Source organism: Candidatus Pseudomonas auctus, assembly GCF_048654275.1.
GTDB lineage: Bacteria > Pseudomonadota > Gammaproteobacteria > Pseudomonadales > Pseudomonadaceae > Aquipseudomonas > Aquipseudomonas pharyngis.
In genome coordinates, this window is record NZ_JBJYZK010000011.1 from 58597 (window position 1) to 75357 (window position 16761).

General features: G+C 61.1%; 13 protein-coding genes. 9 read left to right on the plus strand and 4 right to left on the minus strand.

Going from position 1 to position 16761, the window contains the following annotated elements; translation table 11 throughout:
• Positions 1-178: 178 nt before the first annotated feature.
• Both ACKUG4_RS20005 and ACKUG4_RS20010 read left to right on the plus strand, forming a co-directional pair.
• Positions 179-1123, plus strand: a complete 945-nt coding sequence (locus tag ACKUG4_RS20005; RefSeq protein ID WP_445434671.1) for a GlxA family transcriptional regulator — start codon at positions 179-181, stop codon at positions 1121-1123.
• A 68-nt stretch (positions 1124-1191) separates the two neighbouring features.
• Complete coding sequence (locus ACKUG4_RS20010; RefSeq protein ID WP_445434672.1) at positions 1192-2364, plus strand: ATP-binding protein; 1173 nt, start codon at positions 1192-1194, stop codon at positions 2362-2364.
• Here ACKUG4_RS20010 and ACKUG4_RS20015 read toward each other — a convergent pair whose 3' ends face one another.
• From ACKUG4_RS20015 to ACKUG4_RS20030, 4 genes are all read right to left on the minus strand, one after another.
• Positions 2365-2781, minus strand: coding sequence for a DUF3010 family protein (locus ACKUG4_RS20015; RefSeq protein ID WP_103385382.1), 417 nt, complete (start codon positions 2779-2781; stop codon positions 2365-2367).
• 32 nt (positions 2782-2813) lie between these two features.
• Positions 2814-3137 (minus strand): helix-turn-helix domain-containing protein, encoded by a 324-nt coding sequence (locus ACKUG4_RS20020; RefSeq protein WP_085608908.1) that lies wholly within the window; start codon positions 3135-3137, stop codon positions 2814-2816.
• The gene (locus ACKUG4_RS20025; RefSeq protein ID WP_085667412.1) at positions 3121-3375 is read right to left on the minus strand and encodes a type II toxin-antitoxin system RelE family toxin; all 255 of its coding nucleotides are present in this window, start codon (positions 3373-3375) and stop codon (positions 3121-3123) included. Before ACKUG4_RS20025 ends, ACKUG4_RS20020 begins: the two co-directional genes overlap by 17 nt.
• Positions 3376-3588: 213 nt before the next feature.
• Positions 3589-3990 carry a lysozyme inhibitor LprI family protein gene (locus ACKUG4_RS20030; protein ID WP_445434673.1) on the minus strand — a complete coding sequence of 134 codons (402 nt, stop codon included), beginning with the start codon at positions 3988-3990 and terminating at the stop codon, positions 3589-3591.
• Positions 3991-4224: 234 nt separating this feature from the next.
• On the opposite strand from ACKUG4_RS20030, the gene ACKUG4_RS20035 reads away from it, so the two are divergent.
• From ACKUG4_RS20035 to ACKUG4_RS20065, 7 genes are all read left to right on the plus strand, one after another.
• A complete protein-coding gene (locus ACKUG4_RS20035; protein WP_039768004.1) occupies positions 4225-5202 on the plus strand; it encodes a dipeptidase in 978 nt (325 codons plus the stop codon).
• A gap of 77 nt (positions 5203-5279) precedes the next feature.
• The gene (locus tag ACKUG4_RS20040; protein WP_011336290.1) at positions 5280-5810 is read left to right on the plus strand and encodes a DUF5943 domain-containing protein; all 531 of its coding nucleotides are present in this window, start codon (positions 5280-5282) and stop codon (positions 5808-5810) included.
• A gap of 15 nt (positions 5811-5825) precedes the next feature.
• The gene (dgcA, locus tag ACKUG4_RS20045; RefSeq protein WP_445434674.1) at positions 5826-7886 is read left to right on the plus strand and encodes a dimethylglycine demethylation protein DgcA; all 2061 of its coding nucleotides are present in this window, start codon (positions 5826-5828) and stop codon (positions 7884-7886) included.
• A 155-nt stretch (positions 7887-8041) separates the two neighbouring features.
• Positions 8042-9991 carry a dimethylglycine demethylation protein DgcB gene (gene dgcB, locus ACKUG4_RS20050; RefSeq protein ID WP_236187466.1) on the plus strand — a complete coding sequence of 650 codons (1950 nt, stop codon included), beginning with the start codon at positions 8042-8044 and terminating at the stop codon, positions 9989-9991.
• A complete protein-coding gene (gene etfA, locus ACKUG4_RS20055; protein WP_007959785.1) occupies positions 9991-11211 on the plus strand; it encodes an electron transfer flavoprotein subunit alpha in 1221 nt (406 codons plus the stop codon). Before dgcB ends, etfA begins: the two co-directional genes overlap by 1 nt.
• A gap of 9 nt (positions 11212-11220) precedes the next feature.
• A complete protein-coding gene (gene etfB, locus ACKUG4_RS20060; protein WP_445434675.1) occupies positions 11221-11991 on the plus strand; it encodes an electron transfer flavoprotein subunit beta in 771 nt (256 codons plus the stop codon).
• 1209 nt (positions 11992-13200) lie between these two features.
• Positions 13201-16653: a GMC family oxidoreductase N-terminal domain-containing protein gene (locus tag ACKUG4_RS20065; RefSeq protein ID WP_445434676.1), complete on the plus strand. Its 3453-nt coding sequence runs from the start codon at positions 13201-13203 to the stop codon at positions 16651-16653.
• Positions 16654-16761: the final 108 nt, after the last annotated feature.

Here is a 16761-nt window from a genome sequence, read left to right on the forward strand (position 1 = left end):
AGGTCGTTATTGTGGGTTCCGGTGTCTGATGCGCCGGTGATGCTCAAATTACGCAGCAACGTCCCCGTAAAAGCGCACTGCGGCGACCAGCTCTTGCACTGCAGCGACCTGTGCTCTTGAATGCCGCCGACAACTGGCGTATCAACGTTGCACGCTACCCGCTGACCGAGTGCGCGCCATGTCCCAGGATTTCTACTTTCTGTTGATGCCGGGTTTTTCCGCCATCGGTTTCATCTCTGTGATCGAACCGCTGCGGGTGGCCAACCGCTTTCGCGGCGAGCTGTACCGCTGGCACGTCTTGAGCGCCGATGGCGGGGCGGTGCTGGCGAGCAACGGGATGTCGGTCAACGCCGATGCGGCGCTGGAGCCGCTGAAGAAAGGGGCGACGCTGCTGGTGGTCGCCGGTTTTGAACCGCTGAAGTTCGCCACCCCGGCGCTGGAGCATTGGCTGCGACGGCTGGACAACGAAGGCGTGACCCTCGGCGCCATCGACACTGGCAGCTTCGTCCTCGCCGAGGCCGGCCTGCTCGATGGCCATCGCCTGACCCTGCACTGGGAGGCCATCGATGCCTTCAAGGAATCTTATCCACAGCTCAGCGTCACCCAGGAGCTGTTCGAGATCGACCGTCGGCGCATCACGTCGGCCGGCGGCACCGCGTCCATCGACCTGATGCTCGACCTGATCGCCCAGGCCCACGGCCCGCAACTGGCGATCCAGGTCAGCGAGCAGTTTGTATTGGGGCGGATTCGTCCGCGCAAGGACCACCAGCGCATGGAGGTCGCCACGCGCTATGGCATCAGCAACAAGAAGCTGGTGCATGTGATCGGCGAGATGGAGCAGCACAGCGAACCGCCGCTGACCACGCTGGAACTGGCGGAATCGATCAAGGTGACGCGGCGGCAACTGGAGCGGTTGTTCCGCCTGCACCTGAACGACACGCCGAGCAATTTCTATCTGCGCTTAAGGCTGGAAAAGGCCCGGCAGCTGTTGCGCCAGACCGACATGAGCGTGCTGGAAGTCAGCATCGCCTGCGGGTTTGAATCCCCATCGTATTTCACCCGCAGCTACCGGGCGAAGTTTGCCCGGTGTCCACGGGAGGATCGGCGACGGGAGGCCGTTTGACGGACGATTATAGTTAATTATACTTTCAGGTATAAATTACAGTCGTTTGAATAATTGAGTGTAAAACCATGTCCCGAAACAACGGCTTCGTTTTCCGCCGCCCCGCTCTGGCCCGCAGCGTTGCCGATGGTCTGGTGGGTGCAGGTCTGCAGGATTTCACCTCCGGTCTTTTTCTGGCAGCGCCGCGTCGCACAGGCAAAAGCACCTTTCTGCGCGAGGACCTGATCCCGGAATGCCAGGCCCGAGGCTGGCTGACGGTTTACGTCGACCTGTGGGCCGACAAGGAAAAAGACCCTGCTGACTTGATCGCCAGCGCCATTGCAGGCGCGTTGGTCCCCTTTGAAAAGGGCATCCGCAAACTGGCAAAGAATATCGGCATCGAAAAACTCAGCTTCCTGCGCACCTTGTCCTGGGATTTCACCAAGCCGCAACTGCCGGCCGGTGCGACCCTGACGCAAGCGCTGGAACTGCTCCACAGCGCCGCGGAAAAATCCGTAGTGTTGGTGATCGACGAGGCCCAGCACGCACTCACCACAGCAGCGGGCATCAACGCGATGTTTGCCCTGAAGGCTGCACGGGATCAGCTCAACCAGGGACGTGAAGGCGAGGGCAGCGGTTTGCATCTGGTGTTCACCGGTTCCAATCGCGAGAAACTCGCCCATCTGGTACTGGGCAAGAGCCAACCGTTTTTCGGCTCGAGCATCACGCCCTTTCCGTTGCTGGGAAAAGAGTTCACCCAGGCGTACACCTTGCACCTCAACGCCCATCTGGCCGAGACCAACCAGTTCAGCGCTGCCGATATCGACGACGCTTTCGAGTTGGTGGGGCGACGCCCGGAAATGTTGCGCACCATCATCGGCGAAGTCGCGCTGGAGCTGGGCGAGGCCAGCAATCTGGGCCAATTGCTGCAGAGCCGCGCCGAATTGTTGCGCGCCGGCGTGTGGAGCGAGTTCGAGAGCGCCTGGAACGCCCTGACCATCCCTCAGCGCGCCGTGCTGGAGGTGATGGTGGAGCGCTCACAGCACAACGAGCCTTTTGCACCGTTCACTGACAGCACACTCATGGCAGTCGGCAAGGCACTGGAAAACATGGGCAGCGACGTAGTGCCCGGCACCCAGACCATTCAGGCCTGCATCGATGCCCTGCGTGACAAGGAGCTGGTGTGGAAGTCGAGCCGTGGTGGCTATGCGCTGGAAGACAAATCCTTTGGCGACTGGCTGAGCGCACGTAAAGCGCGCTAGTTACTTCTTCACCAATGCCGAGCACGCTGCCTTGTAGGCTTCATGCTGATACTTGTTCAGCGTGCCCGGCAGCTCAAAGTTGTGCTTCTTGGCCTGGGCATTGATCGTCTGCGGCGACAGCAGCGTCACCTCGCAACCGTCCAGCAACTGAAACACACCCTCGATCTTGAACGTGGTCGGCCCACCGGCAAACTCGCCCTTCTTGCTGCGCTTCTTGATCGCGATGCGATCGATGGAGTTCTCGCGCACGAACGACGCCACTTGAGCGGCGAACAGCTTCACGTTGGCCGCCTCGTCGTCATCGTCCAGCGCGATTTTCTTGGTGCTCAGAGCCACATGGCTCAGCCCCGAACCGTCGAGGGACGCCACGGCGATGATCGCTTCACTGCCTTTGATTTCGATACCGCAGATATTCATGTGAATCCCTTGATTGGCTGAAGAGGTGCAGCTTACAGCTCAAGCTGGTTGGCAGTGATACCAAACGCCGCTGCAATCTTCTCGCGAGTGGCCTTGCGCGGCTTCGCAACGGTTTCCTGCTGGGCAAAAGCCGGCTGCGAAATGCCCATTCGCCGAGCCACTTCTTCCTGGGTCAGGTTGAGATGTTCGCGCCAGGCCCTGATTGGAGTTGCCCCGTCGACAATGCGACTGACCACCTCATGGGGAATCAGGTCAGGCTCCATTTTCTGCGCCACATATTGCGCGTACGGAATGACTACGAAAGCGGGTTTGCCCTCGGAATCATTGATGATTTGGATGTCAGTAAGTGCGTTCATCGCGTTTTTTTACCTCTTGAATACTGACCACTTTGATCGCGCCATCCCAGTCGAACATGACGCGGTAATTACCGACACGCAGCCGATAGGCGTAGTCATGACCAACCAGTGCTTTCACATTGCCCACATCAGGCATGTCAGTAAGCACCGTGATGGCATCTCTGACCTGACGCTGATGAGCGGAATGCAATTTCAGGAGTTGCTTAACGGCCTTTCGAGTCCAGTGGATGCTGTTCATGGCAGAATATAAGTCTTTTATAAGATTTGCGAATCTTTGCTTATATTTTTCAGGTGGCCAATAAACAAAACTTGACGCTATGTTTCATGAAAAGCCCCGAGAACAGAGGCTTCAGACAGGATTTTGTGGGGCAAATCTGAACGCTTTGTGGGAAAAGGTTCTTTTGCATCAGAAAGCTGAAAATACTTCCAGCTTTCTCCGGTGAATAAGCGATTACTCCTGTCCGATCGACTCCAAAAACTCCGACCGCTCGTCACTCATCCGCGCCACGCAGTCATTCTGCGCAATCTTGAACGCCTTGCTGCCGTCCGTCGCCGGGAAGGCTTCGACGGCGCAGTCGGCGTCGCGGGTTTTCAGCCATTGTTGCTGGGCGGCCTTGAGTTTGGCGGTGATGTCGGCCAGTTGTGCCGGGTTCTTGCCGTAGGCCGTCTGCATGCGCTCGTTCAGGCTGGCGTAGTTGTCCTTGAGCAGGTCTTCGGCGGTGGTGCGACTGTAGGCCGAGCATTCCAGGGTCTGGATGTCGTTTTCCACCGCGTCGCACGGGTTGTTGTCGGACTCTTCGGCGGCGTGTACGCCGGTCGCAATCAGGGCCAGGGCCAGGAAGATCGATTTCATTGATGTCGCCGCTCTAATCCAGTGGTGTTTCCGGGATGCGGCAGATTCTGGCTCAAGCTCGCGGGCTTGAACAGGTGGCCGGTCGGACCGGTTGGCGACCCTTTGTCGCGGATTGACGCTTTCGGCAATTCCCCTGTCGTTTTTGCACCCGGCTGGTCGCGCACCGAGGCATATGCTGGCCCCAAAGCGCCGGCAGACGATTCGGCGCATGAATCGCCAATAAGGGGACGCCTGATGAGCCCAGCCGAATTACACGCCGACAGCATCGTTATCGACGGTCTGATCATTGCCAAATGGAACCGCGAGCTGTTCGAAGACATGCGCAAGGGCGGTCTGACGGCGGCCAACTGCACCGTGTCGGTGTGGGAGGGCTTTCAGGCCACGGTCAACAACATCGCCGCCAGCCAGAAACTGATTCGTGAAAACAGCGACCTGGTGATCCCCGTCCGCACCACCGCCGACATCCGCAAGGCCAAGGAGCAAGGCAAGACCGGCATCCTCTTCGGCTTCCAGAACGCCCACGCGTTTGAAGACCAGATCGGCTATGTCGAGGTGTTCAAGCAGCTCGGCGTCGGCATCGTGCAGATGTGCTACAACACCCAGAATCTGGTGGGCACCGGTTGCTACGAACGTGACGGCGGCCTGTCGGGTTTCGGTCGCGAAATCGTCGCCGAGATGAACCGCGTCGGTGTCATGTGCGACCTGTCCCACGTCGGCTCCAAGACCTCCGAGGAAGTCATCCTCGAATCGAAAAAACCGGTCTGCTATTCCCACTGCCTGCCGTCGGGGCTGAAAGAGCACCCGCGCAACAAATCCGATGAAGAGCTTAAGTTTATTGCTGACCACGGCGGTTTCGTCGGCGTGACCATGTTCGCGCCGTTCCTGGCCAAGGGCATCGATTCGACCATCGACGACTACGCCGAAGCCATCGAATACACCATGAACCTGGTCGGCGAAGACGCCATCGGCATCGGCACCGACTTCACCCAGGGTCACGGCCAGGACTTCTTCGAATACCTGACCCACGACAAGGGCTACGCCCGCCGTCTGACCAACTTCGGCAAGATCATCAACCCGCTGGGCATCCGCACCGTCGGCGAGTTCCCGAACCTGACCGAAACCCTGCTCAAGCGCGGCCACTCCGAGCGCGTGGTGCGCAAGATCATGGGCGAAAACTGGGTGAACGTCCTGAAAGACGTCTGGGGCGAATAAGCCGCCGCTTCCCGAATACTTTCCCCCGGCCGTCCGCGCCGGGGGCAACACCAAAATTTTTCTGGAGTTAAGTTTCCATGGCCAAGATCGCCCCGCAATTGCCAATCGAAGTCGACAGCGAGACCGGTGTCTGGACCTCCGACGCCCTGCCAATGCTGTACGTGCCGCGCCATTTCTTCGTCAACAACCACATGGGCATCGAGGAAGTGCTGGGCGCTGACGCCTATGCCGAAATCCTCTACAAGGCCGGCTACAAATCCGCCTGGCACTGGTGTGAAAAAGAAGCCGAGTGCCACGGCCTGGAAGGCGTCGCGGTGTTCGAACACTACATGAAGCGCCTGTCGCAGCGCGGCTGGGGCCTGTTCAAGATCCAGGACATCGACCTCGACAAAGGCACCGCCAGCGTCAAGCTCGAACACTCGGCGTTCGTCTACGTCTACGGCAAGGTCGGGCGCAAGGTCGACTACATGTTCACCGGCTGGTTTGCCGGTGCCATGGACCAGATTCTCGCCGCGCGCGGCAGCCAGATCCGCACCGTGGCCGAGCAGGTTTACGGTGGCTCCGAAGAAGGCCACGACGACGGCCTGTTCACCGTCAAGCCGTTGTAAGTCGAGGAACCCGCCATGGCTTTCGAAGCAATGTTCCAGCCGATCCAGATCGGCAAACTGACCATCCGCAACCGCGTGCTCAGCACCGCGCACGCCGAGGTCTACGCGACCGACGGCGGCATGACCACCGAGCGGTACGTCAAGTATTACGAAGAGAAAGCCAAGGGCGGCATCGGCCTGGCGATCTGTGGCGGTTCGTCCGTGGTGGCGATCGACAGCCCGCAGCAATGGTGGAGTTCGGTGAACCTGTCCACCGACCGGATCATCCCGCACTTCCAGAATCTCGCCGACGCCATGCACAAGCATGGTGCCAAGATCATGATCCAGATTACCCACATGGGCCGTCGCTCCCGTTGGGACGGTTTCCACTGGCCGACCCTGATGTCGCCGTCGGGCATCCGCGAACCGGTGCACCGCGCCACCTGCAAGACCATCGAGCCGGAAGAAATCTGGCGGGTGATCGGCAACTACGCGCAAGCCGCGCGCCGCGCCAAGGCCGGTGGCCTGGACGGGGTCGAACTGTCGGCCGTGCACCAGCACATGATCGACCAGTTCTGGAGCCCGCGCGTCAACAAGCGGACCGACGAATGGGGCGGCACTTTCGAGGGCCGGATGAAGTTCGGTCTGGAAGTCTTGAAAGCCGTGCGTGCCGAAGTCGGTGACGACTTCTGCGTCGGCATGCGCATCTGCGGTGACGAGTTCCACCCGGACGGTCTGTCCCACGAAGACATGAAGCAGATCGCCAAGTATTACGACGACACCGGCATGCTCGATTTCATCGGCGTCGTCGGCTCGGGTTGCGATACCCACAACACCCTGGCCAACGTGATTCCGAACATGAGTTATCCGCCGGAGCCGTTCCTGCACCTGGCGGCCGGGATCAAGGAAGTGGTCAAGGTTCCGGTGCTCCACGCGCAGAACATCAAGGACCCGAACCAGGCCACGCGGATTCTGGAGGGCGGTTACGTCGACATGGTCGGCATGACCCGCGCCCACATCGCCGACCCGCACCTGATCGCCAAGATCAAGATGGGCCAGATCGACCAGATCAAGCAGTGCGTCGGCGCCAACTATTGCATCGACCGTCAGTACCAGGGTCTGGACGTGCTGTGCATCCAGAACGCCGCGACCTCCCGTGAATACATGGGCGTGCCGCACATCATCGAGAAATCCACCGGGCCGAAACGCAAGGTGGTGATCGTCGGTGCCGGCCCGGCGGGGATGGAAGCGGCCCGTGTGGCGGCCGAACGTGGCCACGACGTGACCCTGTTCGAGAAGAAGGAATTCATCGGCGGGCAAATCACCACCGCCTCGAAAGCGCCGCAGCGTGACCAGATTTCCGGTATCACCCGCTGGTTCCAGCTGGAATTGGCGCGCCTGAAAGTTGATCTGCGCCTGGGCACTGCGGCGGACGCCGACACCATCATGGACCTGCGTCCGGACATCGTGGTGCTGGCCGTTGGCGGGCATCCGTACCTGGAACAGAACGAACACTGGGGCGCCGCCGAAGGGCTGGTCGTCAGCAGCTGGGACGTGCTCGACGGCAAGGTCGCGCCGGGCAAGAACGTGCTGGTCTACGACACCATCTGCGAGTTCACCGGGATGTCGGTGGCCGACTTCCTCGCCGACAAGGGCAGCCAGGTCGAGATCGTCACCGACGACATCAAGCCGGGCGTGGCCATCGGCGGTACGTCGTTCCCGACCTACTACCGCAGCATGTACCCGAAAGAAGTGATCATGACCGGCGACATGATGCTGGAGAAGGTCTACCGCGAAGGTGACAAGCTGGTCGCGGTGTTGGAAAACGAATACACCGGCGCCAAAGAGGAGCGGGTGGTGGATCAGGTGGTCGTCGAGAACGGCGTGCGCCCGGACGAGGAAATCTACTACGCCCTCAAGGACGGCTCGCGCAACAAGGGCCAGATCGACGTCGAGGCGCTGTTCGCGATCCAGCCGCAACCTTCGTTGAGCAGCACCGGCGACGGTTACTTGCTGTTCCGCATCGGTGACTGCGTGGCGCAGCGTAATACCCACGCCGCCATCTACGACGCCCTGCGCCTCTGCAAGGATTTCTAAAAGCTTGCACAAGACCCTGTGGGAGCGGGCTTGCCCGCGAATGCATTCTGTCAGTCACCGTTGCATCGACTGACCCGGCGCTTTCGCGAGCAAGCTCGCTCCCACAGGAACACGCCGAACGTGTTTCTCCAGGCTGTACTGGTGGGAGCTTCACCATGTTGAACACCCTTCTTCCAATCCTGTTGTTCGCAGCCCTGGCCCTCGCGGTGCTGGGAGCGTTGCGGCGGGTGGCCATGTGGCGCCGGGGCCGGGCCTCGAAGGTCGATCTGATCGGCGGCCTGTTCGCCATGCCCAAGCGTTACATGGTCGATCTGCACCACGTGGTGGCGCGGGACAAATACATCGCCAACACCCACGTCGCCACGGCGGGCGGTGCGGTGGCGTCGATCGTGCTGGCGATTCTGGTGCACGGTTTCGGCCTGCATAACCGCATTCTCGGCTACGCGTTGCTGCTGATGACGGCGGTGATGTTCGTCGGCGCGATCTTCGTTTATCGGCGCCGGCTCAACCCGCCGGCGCGGCTGTCGAAAGGCCCGTGGATGCGCCTGCCGAAAAGCCTGCTGGCGTTCTCGGCCTCGTTCTTCCTGGTGACCTTGCCGGTGGCCGGGATCCTGCCGGAGAACTTCGGCGGCTGGGTGCTCGCAGCGATTCTCGGCATCGGTGTGTTGTGGGGCGTGTCGGAACTGTTCTTCGGCATGACCTGGGGCGGCCCGATGAAACACGCCTTCGCCGGTGCCCTGCACCTGGCCTGGCACCGTCGCGCCGAACGCTTTGGCGGCGGCCGTTCGACCGGTTTGAAACCGCTGGATCTGAATGATCCAACCGCGCCGCTGGGCGTGGAGAAGCCCAAGGATTTCACCTGGAACCAATTGCTCGGTTTCGACGCCTGCGTGCAGTGCGGCAAGTGCGAAGCCGCGTGCCCGGCGTTCGCCGCCGGCCAGCCGTTGAACCCGAAAAAACTGATTCAGGACATGGTGGTCGGCCTTGCTGGCGGCACCGATGCCAAGTTTGCCGGCAGCCCGTATCCGGGCAAACCGGTGGGCGAACACAGCGGCAATCCGCATCAACCGATCGTCAACGGTCTGGTCGATGCCGAAACCCTGTGGTCGTGCACCACCTGCCGCGCCTGCGTCGAGGAATGCCCGATGATGATCGAGCACGTCGATGCCATCGTCGACATGCGCCGCCACCTGACCCTGGAAAAAGGCGCGACCCCGAACAAGGGCGCCGAAGTCCTGGAAAACCTGATTGCCACCGACAACCCTGGCGGTTTTGCCCCGGGCGGACGGATGAACTGGGCGGCCGACCTGAACCTCAACCTGCTCAGCGAGAAGAAGTCCACCGACGTGCTGTTCTGGGTCGGTGACGGCGCCTTCGACATGCGCAACCAGCGTACTCTGCGGGCGTTCGTCAAAGTGCTGAAAGCGGCCAAGGTCGACTTCGCGGTACTGGGGCTGGAAGAACGCGACAGCGGCGACGTGGCCCGACGTCTGGGTGATGAAGCGACTTTCCAGTTGCTCGCCAAACGCAATATCCAGACCCTGGCCAAATACAGCTTCAACCGCATCGTCACCTGCGATCCGCACAGCTTCCACGTGTTGAAAAACGAGTACGGCGCGTTCGATGGCAACTACCTCGTGCAGCACCACAGCACTTATCTGGCGGAAATCATTCAGGCCGGCGCGCTGAACCTCGGTCAGCACAAAGGCAACAGCGTGACCTACCACGATCCGTGCTACCTCGGCCGCTACAACGGCGAGTACGAAGCGCCGCGCGAAGTGCTGCGCGCGCTCGGCATCGAGATCAAGGAAATGCAACGTTCCGGCTTCCGTTCACGCTGCTGCGGCGGCGGTGGCGGGGCGCCGATCACTGACATTCCGGGCAAGCAGCGGATCCCCGACATGCGCATGGAAGACATCCGCGAGACCGGCGCCGAGCTGGTAGCCGTGGGTTGTCCACAATGCACGGCGATGCTCGAAGGCGTGGTCGAACCGCGTCCGCTGATCAAGGACATTGCCGAACTGGTGGCCGACGCGCTGCTCGAAGACGCCGCGCCGAACAAGCCCGCCACCCCGGCCAAACGTGAACCTGCGGAGGCCCACTGATGAGCGACATTATCCGCCGCGACCCCCGCGCCGAATGGATCGCACGCAACCGCCTGCACCCGCTGCACGCGGCCATGCAACCGGCGCAACACAGCTGGATGGGCCCCAACGGGATCATCCGCAAGAACTTGCACGGCATCGGCTTCATCGGACCGAACGGCATCAAGCGCATCGACCGCAGCGGCGCTCAACAGGGCGGGGCGGTCAAACGCTCGGCCGCGGTCGAAGTGCAATTGCCGCTGCATCAGGTGCCGGCCCCGGCGTTCTACATCAGCGTGGTTCCGGACATGGTCGGTGGTCGTCTGAGCAGCCACGACCGTGACCTGCTCGGTCTGGCTCATCAGCTGGCCGGCAGCGACGGCGCGGTGCTGGCCGTGGTGTTCGGTGAGCACAAGGAAAACGCTTTCGCCACCGCAGGCGTTGACCGCTTGCTGGTGCTGGAAGGCGAAGAATTCAGCGGTTATGCACCGGAGCAACGGATCCAGGGCCTGCGGGCTGTGGATAACCAGTTCAACCCGCGTCACTGGCTGCTGCCGGACAGCCGCAGCGGTGGCGGCGAACTCGGGCGGCGCTTTGCTGCCGCACTGGGTGAACGCCCGGCGACACGGGTGTGGCAGGTCAAGGATCAGGAGTGCATCGGCCGCGCCGGTGCCGGTCTGCAGGATCTGGCCCGCCCGGTGGCGCGGTTGATTCTGGCGTCCGCCGAATGTGCGGAACCGGTCAGCGAAACCCGTCACGAAGCGCTGCCGGTGGAGTTATCCACACCCGTCGCGCGCAGCCTGTCGCGGATTGAGGATCTGGGTGCGGTAGCGGTGGATCCGGCGGCGATTCCGATGGCCGAGGCCGAGTTCATCTTCTCCGGCGGCAACGGGGTCAAGGACTGGGAGCTTTTCCACAGGACCGCCGCCGCTCTCGGCGCCACCGAAGGCGCCTCGCGGGTGGCAGTGGACGACGGCTTCATGGCCCGCGACCGTCAGGTCGGCGCGTCCGGCACCTGGGTTACGGCGCGGGTATACGTGGCCGTGGGGATTTCCGGGGCGATCCAGCACCTGCAGGGCATCGGTGCCTGCGACAAAGTGGTGGCGATCAACCTCGATCCGGGTTGCGACATGATCAAGCGTGCCGACCTGTCGGTGATCGGCGAAAGCGCGGAAATTCTTCAGGCCTTGATCGCGGCGGTAGAGGCTTACCGCAACGAAGCCAAGCGCGATGCGGCTTAAGGAACGGTTATGAGCACAAAGATCATCAGTCTGGTTTCAATCGGCGCCCACCCGACTTCCGGCCGCCCACGCCGCGCCGATCAGGACGCCCGTGCGGTGGAGCTCGGCCTGCAACTGGCGGGGGATAACCTGCAAGTGCTGCACGCCGGCGACATCGCGGAACCGGCGCTGCGCGCCTATCTGGGCATGGGGCTTGCGCAGATGCATGTGCTGGAACAACCGACGGGCGCCGATGCGCTGCCGGCGTTGACCGACTATCTGCGTGATGCTGGCGCGCAAGTCGTACTGACCGGCAGTCAGGCGGAAACCGGAGAAGGTTCGGGGATGCTGCCGTTTCTGCTGGCCGAAGGACTGGGCTGGCCGCTGGTGGTGGGTCTGGCGCAGGTCGAGTCGATCAACGACGGCTCGGCGCTGGTGCTGCAAGCGTTGCCTCGCGGGCAGCGGCGCCGGTTGAAGGTGCGCCTGCCGTTTCTGGCGACTGTGGATAACGCTGCGCCCAAGCCTCGGCAGAGTGCTTACGGTCCGGCGCGGCGTGGTGTTCTTCAGGCGAAAGACGTGGAAGTGGTGGATGACGAACTGCTCGCGGTGGCGACCCTGCAACCGGCCAAGCCCCGGCCGAAACGGTTGAAGGTGATCAAGGCCAAGAGCGGGGCGGACCGGATGAAGGCGGCGACGGCCAAGGCCAGTGGCGGTGGTGGGCAAGTGCTTAAGGGCGTGTCGGCGCAGGCTGGTGCGGAAGCGATTTTGAAGTTGCTGATTGAAGAGGGTGTTGTCCGCTAGAGGCCCCCTCACCCTAGCCCTCTCCCGGGGGGAGAGGGGACTGACCGAGAAGTATTGGCCATTTACATCGACCTGCGACCAGAGCGGTGACCTTGGTTCGCCAAGCATTAACCACTTGATATGGCGTTAGCTTGATTAAACCTGAGGTCGCGGTAAACGCTCAGGTCGATGTATCCCGCGAGATCACCACCCCAGCCCTCTCCCTTCGGGAGAGGGCTGGGGTGAGGGCAGCGGCCCTCCACAATCTGTTACTTACCCCCAATCTCTGTTGGCGGATCTGTGGATAACGTGTTCGCCCCTCCCTGCACCCCACGCCAATCAAGCTCTCCAGCCCCCAGATCAAAAAACAACCAGTCTAACTAGCGGTTTTTTCTGAGTTTTTCTCCAGAACAACTCCCGGACTTGCCCCCAATCTCTGTTGGCGCTTCTGTGGATAAGATGTTCGCTATCCGCTAAGAGCCAGATAAACCGTGGCTTACAAGGGTCTGATCAAAAAACGTTCAATTCAGCTTTTTAAACCACCGATCCCCACGAAAACCCCGATTTATCAACGCCCCCAGCGCTTTTCCACAGCATCCGCCAAGTTACCCCCGAACTCTGTTGGCGCTTCTGTGGATAAGGTGTTCGCCATCCTCTGCAAGCCACGTAATCCGTGCCATGTAGCGACTTGATCAAAAAACACTCAATCGCTAATGGAAACCCTGCTTCTGGATAAGTCACGGTTTTTCTTCACAAAACCGCGATTATTTTTCCAGATCATCCACAGTTGTCCCCATTAGCTGTGGGTGGCTATGTGGATAACTTGTTCGCCAAACCCTGCAACCCCCGGCGGGCTTAGTCCAAAAGGCGATTGATCAGATTTCATACAGTTCTAAGAGGCTGCCTTGACTTCGATCCGGTGCCTGTCTTCACTGCAATGGCACAAGGACAGCTGTCACTTATCCACATCTGGTTCAGGGAGAACGCGTGATGGATATCCGGCCCCACCGCTTACCCCTCAATCCCTGCACGCTCCGTGCTCTGCCGGCACCTTCGCCGCGCAAGCGCACGTTGCGTCGTGCCGCCAATCAGCACGCCCGTCTGTAGCGCCTGATTCCTGCCCAAACCGCTGTACTGCCGTCGGGATTACCCGAAGGCCAGGTGCCCGTTCGCCCATCGATTGCAGGCAACCGCAGAGTTGCCCCATCTGCCTGAGAGAGGAACCACCTCATGACACGGATCGCAACGCCCATCAGCGAAATCAAGGAACACTACGATGTGATCGTCATCGGCTCCGGGTACGGCGGCGGCATTGCCGCGTCGCGCCTGTCCCGGGCCGGTAAAAGGGTCTGTCTGCTGGAACGCGGTCGGGAGATCCAGCCCGGCGAATACCCCAACACCATGATCGCCGCGACCGAAGAGTTGCAGGTACACGATCCGGACGGCCACATCGGCTCGCGCACCGGGTTGTTCGACCTGCACGTCAACGCGCAGCAGAACGTGGTGGTCGGTTGCGGCCTCGGCGGCACATCGCTGATCAATGCCAACGTTTCCCTCGAGCCGACCGATGAGGTATTCCAGGATCCGCGCTGGCCATTGGCTGTGCGCGAGGACCACGACGGCTTGCTCAAGGCGGGTTACGAAAAAGCCCGGGAGATGCTCAAACCCAATCCCTACCCGAGCACCGCGCCGAACCTGCCGAAACTCGATGCCAACAAAAAATCGGCAGACTTCCTCAAGCAAGGCGCGCACTTCTACAAGCCGCCGATCAACGTGACCTTCGACAAACTGCCGAACAACCTCAACCACGTCGGCGTCGAGCAACTGCCGTGCAACCACTGTGGCGACTGCGTTTCGGGCTGTAACAACAAGGCCAAGAACACCACGCTGATGAACTACCTGCCGGACGCCACCAATCACGGCGCGGAGATTTTCTGTCAGGCCCAGGTGCGGCATCTGGAGCGCGACGGCAATGGCTGGATCGTGCACTTCCAGTATCTGGACAGCGGTCGCGAGAAATTCGACGCGCCGACGCTGTTTGTGAAAGCCGACATCGTCGTGGTCTCCGCCGGCACCCTCGGCTCTACCGAAATTCTGCTGCGCTCACGGGACAAAGGTCTGGTGATGTCCGGCCAGCTCGGCGAGAACATGAGCGGCAACGGCGACATCCTCGGCTTCGGCCACAACTGTGAGCAGACCATCAACGGCATCGGTTTCGGCGCGCATTCGGCCAAGGAACTGCAACCGGTCGGCCCGTGCATCACCTCGATCATCGACATGCGCACCGAGGGTGACCGCAGCAGTCGCATGGTCATCGAGGAAGGCTCGATCCCCGGCGCTCTAGGCCGGCCGATGGTGCCGGCGATGGCCGGGTTCGCCGAGATGATCGGCAAGCCCACCGACGACAGCTTCAGCGGCAAGGTGAAGTACAAGGAGCGCGAAGCCGAAAGCTTCCTGCGCGGCCCGTATCACGGGGCACTGCACAACATGCAGACCTATCTGATCATGAGCCACGACAGCGGTCAGGGACGCATGGTTCTCGACAGCAAGGATCAACTGCGCATCGACTGGCCGGGTGTCGGCGAGCAGGAAAACTTCAAGATCGGCAACCAACGCCTGTACCAGAGCACCAAGGCCCTGGGCGGGATCTGGGTCGAGAATCCGATCTGGACCAAGCTGCTCAAGCACAGCATCGTCTCGGTGCATCCGCTCGGTGGTTGCGTGATGGGTGAAGACGCTGCGCAAGGTGTGGTCAATCACAAAGGCCAGGTGTTCAGCGGTGCCAGTGGCACCGATGTCTACGCCAACCTGTACGTGACCGACGGTGCGGTGATCCCGACGTCACTGGCGGTCAATCCGCTGCTGACCATCTCCGCCGTGAGCGAGCGCAACATGGGCCTGCTGGCGGCAGACCGAGGCTGGACGATCGACTACACGCTGCCATCGGCGCCGCGCAAACAGACCGCGCCGCCGACCCTTGGCGTGCAGTTCACTGAAACCATGAAAGGCTACTTCTCCCGCGCTTTCACCGCCGCGCAAAGCACCGACCTGAAGGTTTACGAGGCGGCCGCCAAACGCGGCGAGGCGGACAACTCGCCGATCGACTTCACCCTGACCATCACCGCCAACGACCTCAACCGGATGATCAAGGAGCCGGAACACGCCGCGACCATCGTCGGCACGGTGATCGCTCCGGCGCTGTCGCCAGAACCGCTGACCGCCAGCAACGGTGTGTTCAACCTGTTCGAGCAATTCGAACAGCAGGTCGATACGCGCCACATGAAGTACGACATGAAACTGACCGCCGAGGACGGCAACGACTACTTCTTCAGCGCCTTCAAGACCGTGCCGGAAGACAACGGCGTGCTGAATATCTGGCATGACACCAGCACCCTCTACGTCACGCTGTATCGCGGGCCGGACAAGACCGGCGAGGTGATCGGCTCCGGAGTGATGCACATCAAACCGACCGATTTCGCCAAGCAGATGACCACCATGAAAGTCCTCAATGCGCGCAACGAGCGTGAGCGCATCGAAGGGCTGGCGCGGTTCGGCAAGTTCTTCGCCGGGATTCTCTGGGAGAGTTACGGTGGAGTGTTCGCCGGTGACAAATACTTCAACCCCGACGCGCCGCCACGGCTGAAACGGCCACTGGATGCGCCGACGCCGGCCGTGCATTTCTTCTCCACCGAAGATGGCGTGCAGTTGCGTCTGACCCGTTATCAGGCCGGCAGCAAAGGCCCGGTGATGCTGGTACATGGTCTGGGGGTGGGCTCGAATATCTTTTCCACCGATACGATCCAGACCAACCTGCTCGAGTTTCTGTGCAAGCACGACTACGACGTGTGGCTGCTGGATTTTCGGGTGAGCATCCTGCTGCCGGCAAGCAAGAAAGAATGGAACGGCGACCAGATCGCCCAGTACGACTTCAAGGCCGCCATCGCGCAGATCCAGCAGGAAACCAAAGCCAAGGACGTGCAGTGCGTGGTGCATTGCTATGGCGCGACCACGTTCTTCATGTCATTGCTCGCCGGCTTGCAGGGCGTGCGTTCGGTGGTCTGCTCGCAGATTGCCGCCGACACGGTGGTCGCGACCGCAACGGGGTTGAAGGCCGGTCTGCACTTGCCGGGAATGCTCGACGCGATCGGCATCAAATCCATGACCGCCTACGCCGACAGCAAGGAGAACTGGTTCAACCGGCTCTACGACAAGGCGCTCAACGGCTACGCGCGGATCGAAGCCCAGGGCTATTGCACCAACCCGGTGTGTCACCGCATCACCTTCATGTACGCCTCGCTGTATCGCCACGACACCCTCAATGAAACGCTGCACGACAACCTGCACGAGCTGTTCGGCGAGTCGAACATCGAGACCTTCGAGCACCTGGCGCTGATCGTGCGCAAAGGGCATCTGGTGGATTTCAAAGGGCACGACGTGTACATGCCGCACTTTGATCGGCTGACTATGCCTATCTGTTTTATCAGCGGCGCCGACAACCAGTGTTATTTGCCGGAGAGCACGCTCAAGACCTATCAGCGGGTTTGTGAGAAGCACGGACCGGAACGCTACAGCCGGCATGTGGTGCCGGGTTACGGCCATATCGATTGCATGTTCGGCAAGAACGCGGTGGTCGATGTGTATCCGATCATCCTTGAACACCTGGAGAAAACGGCCCTCGGTTGACTTGAAACCGAGTCGACTGCAATCGCGAGCAGGCTCGCTCCCACATTGGAATGCGATGCGCATTGGTGGGAGCTGGCCTGCCAGCGATGGCGGGGTGTCGGGCGCTAT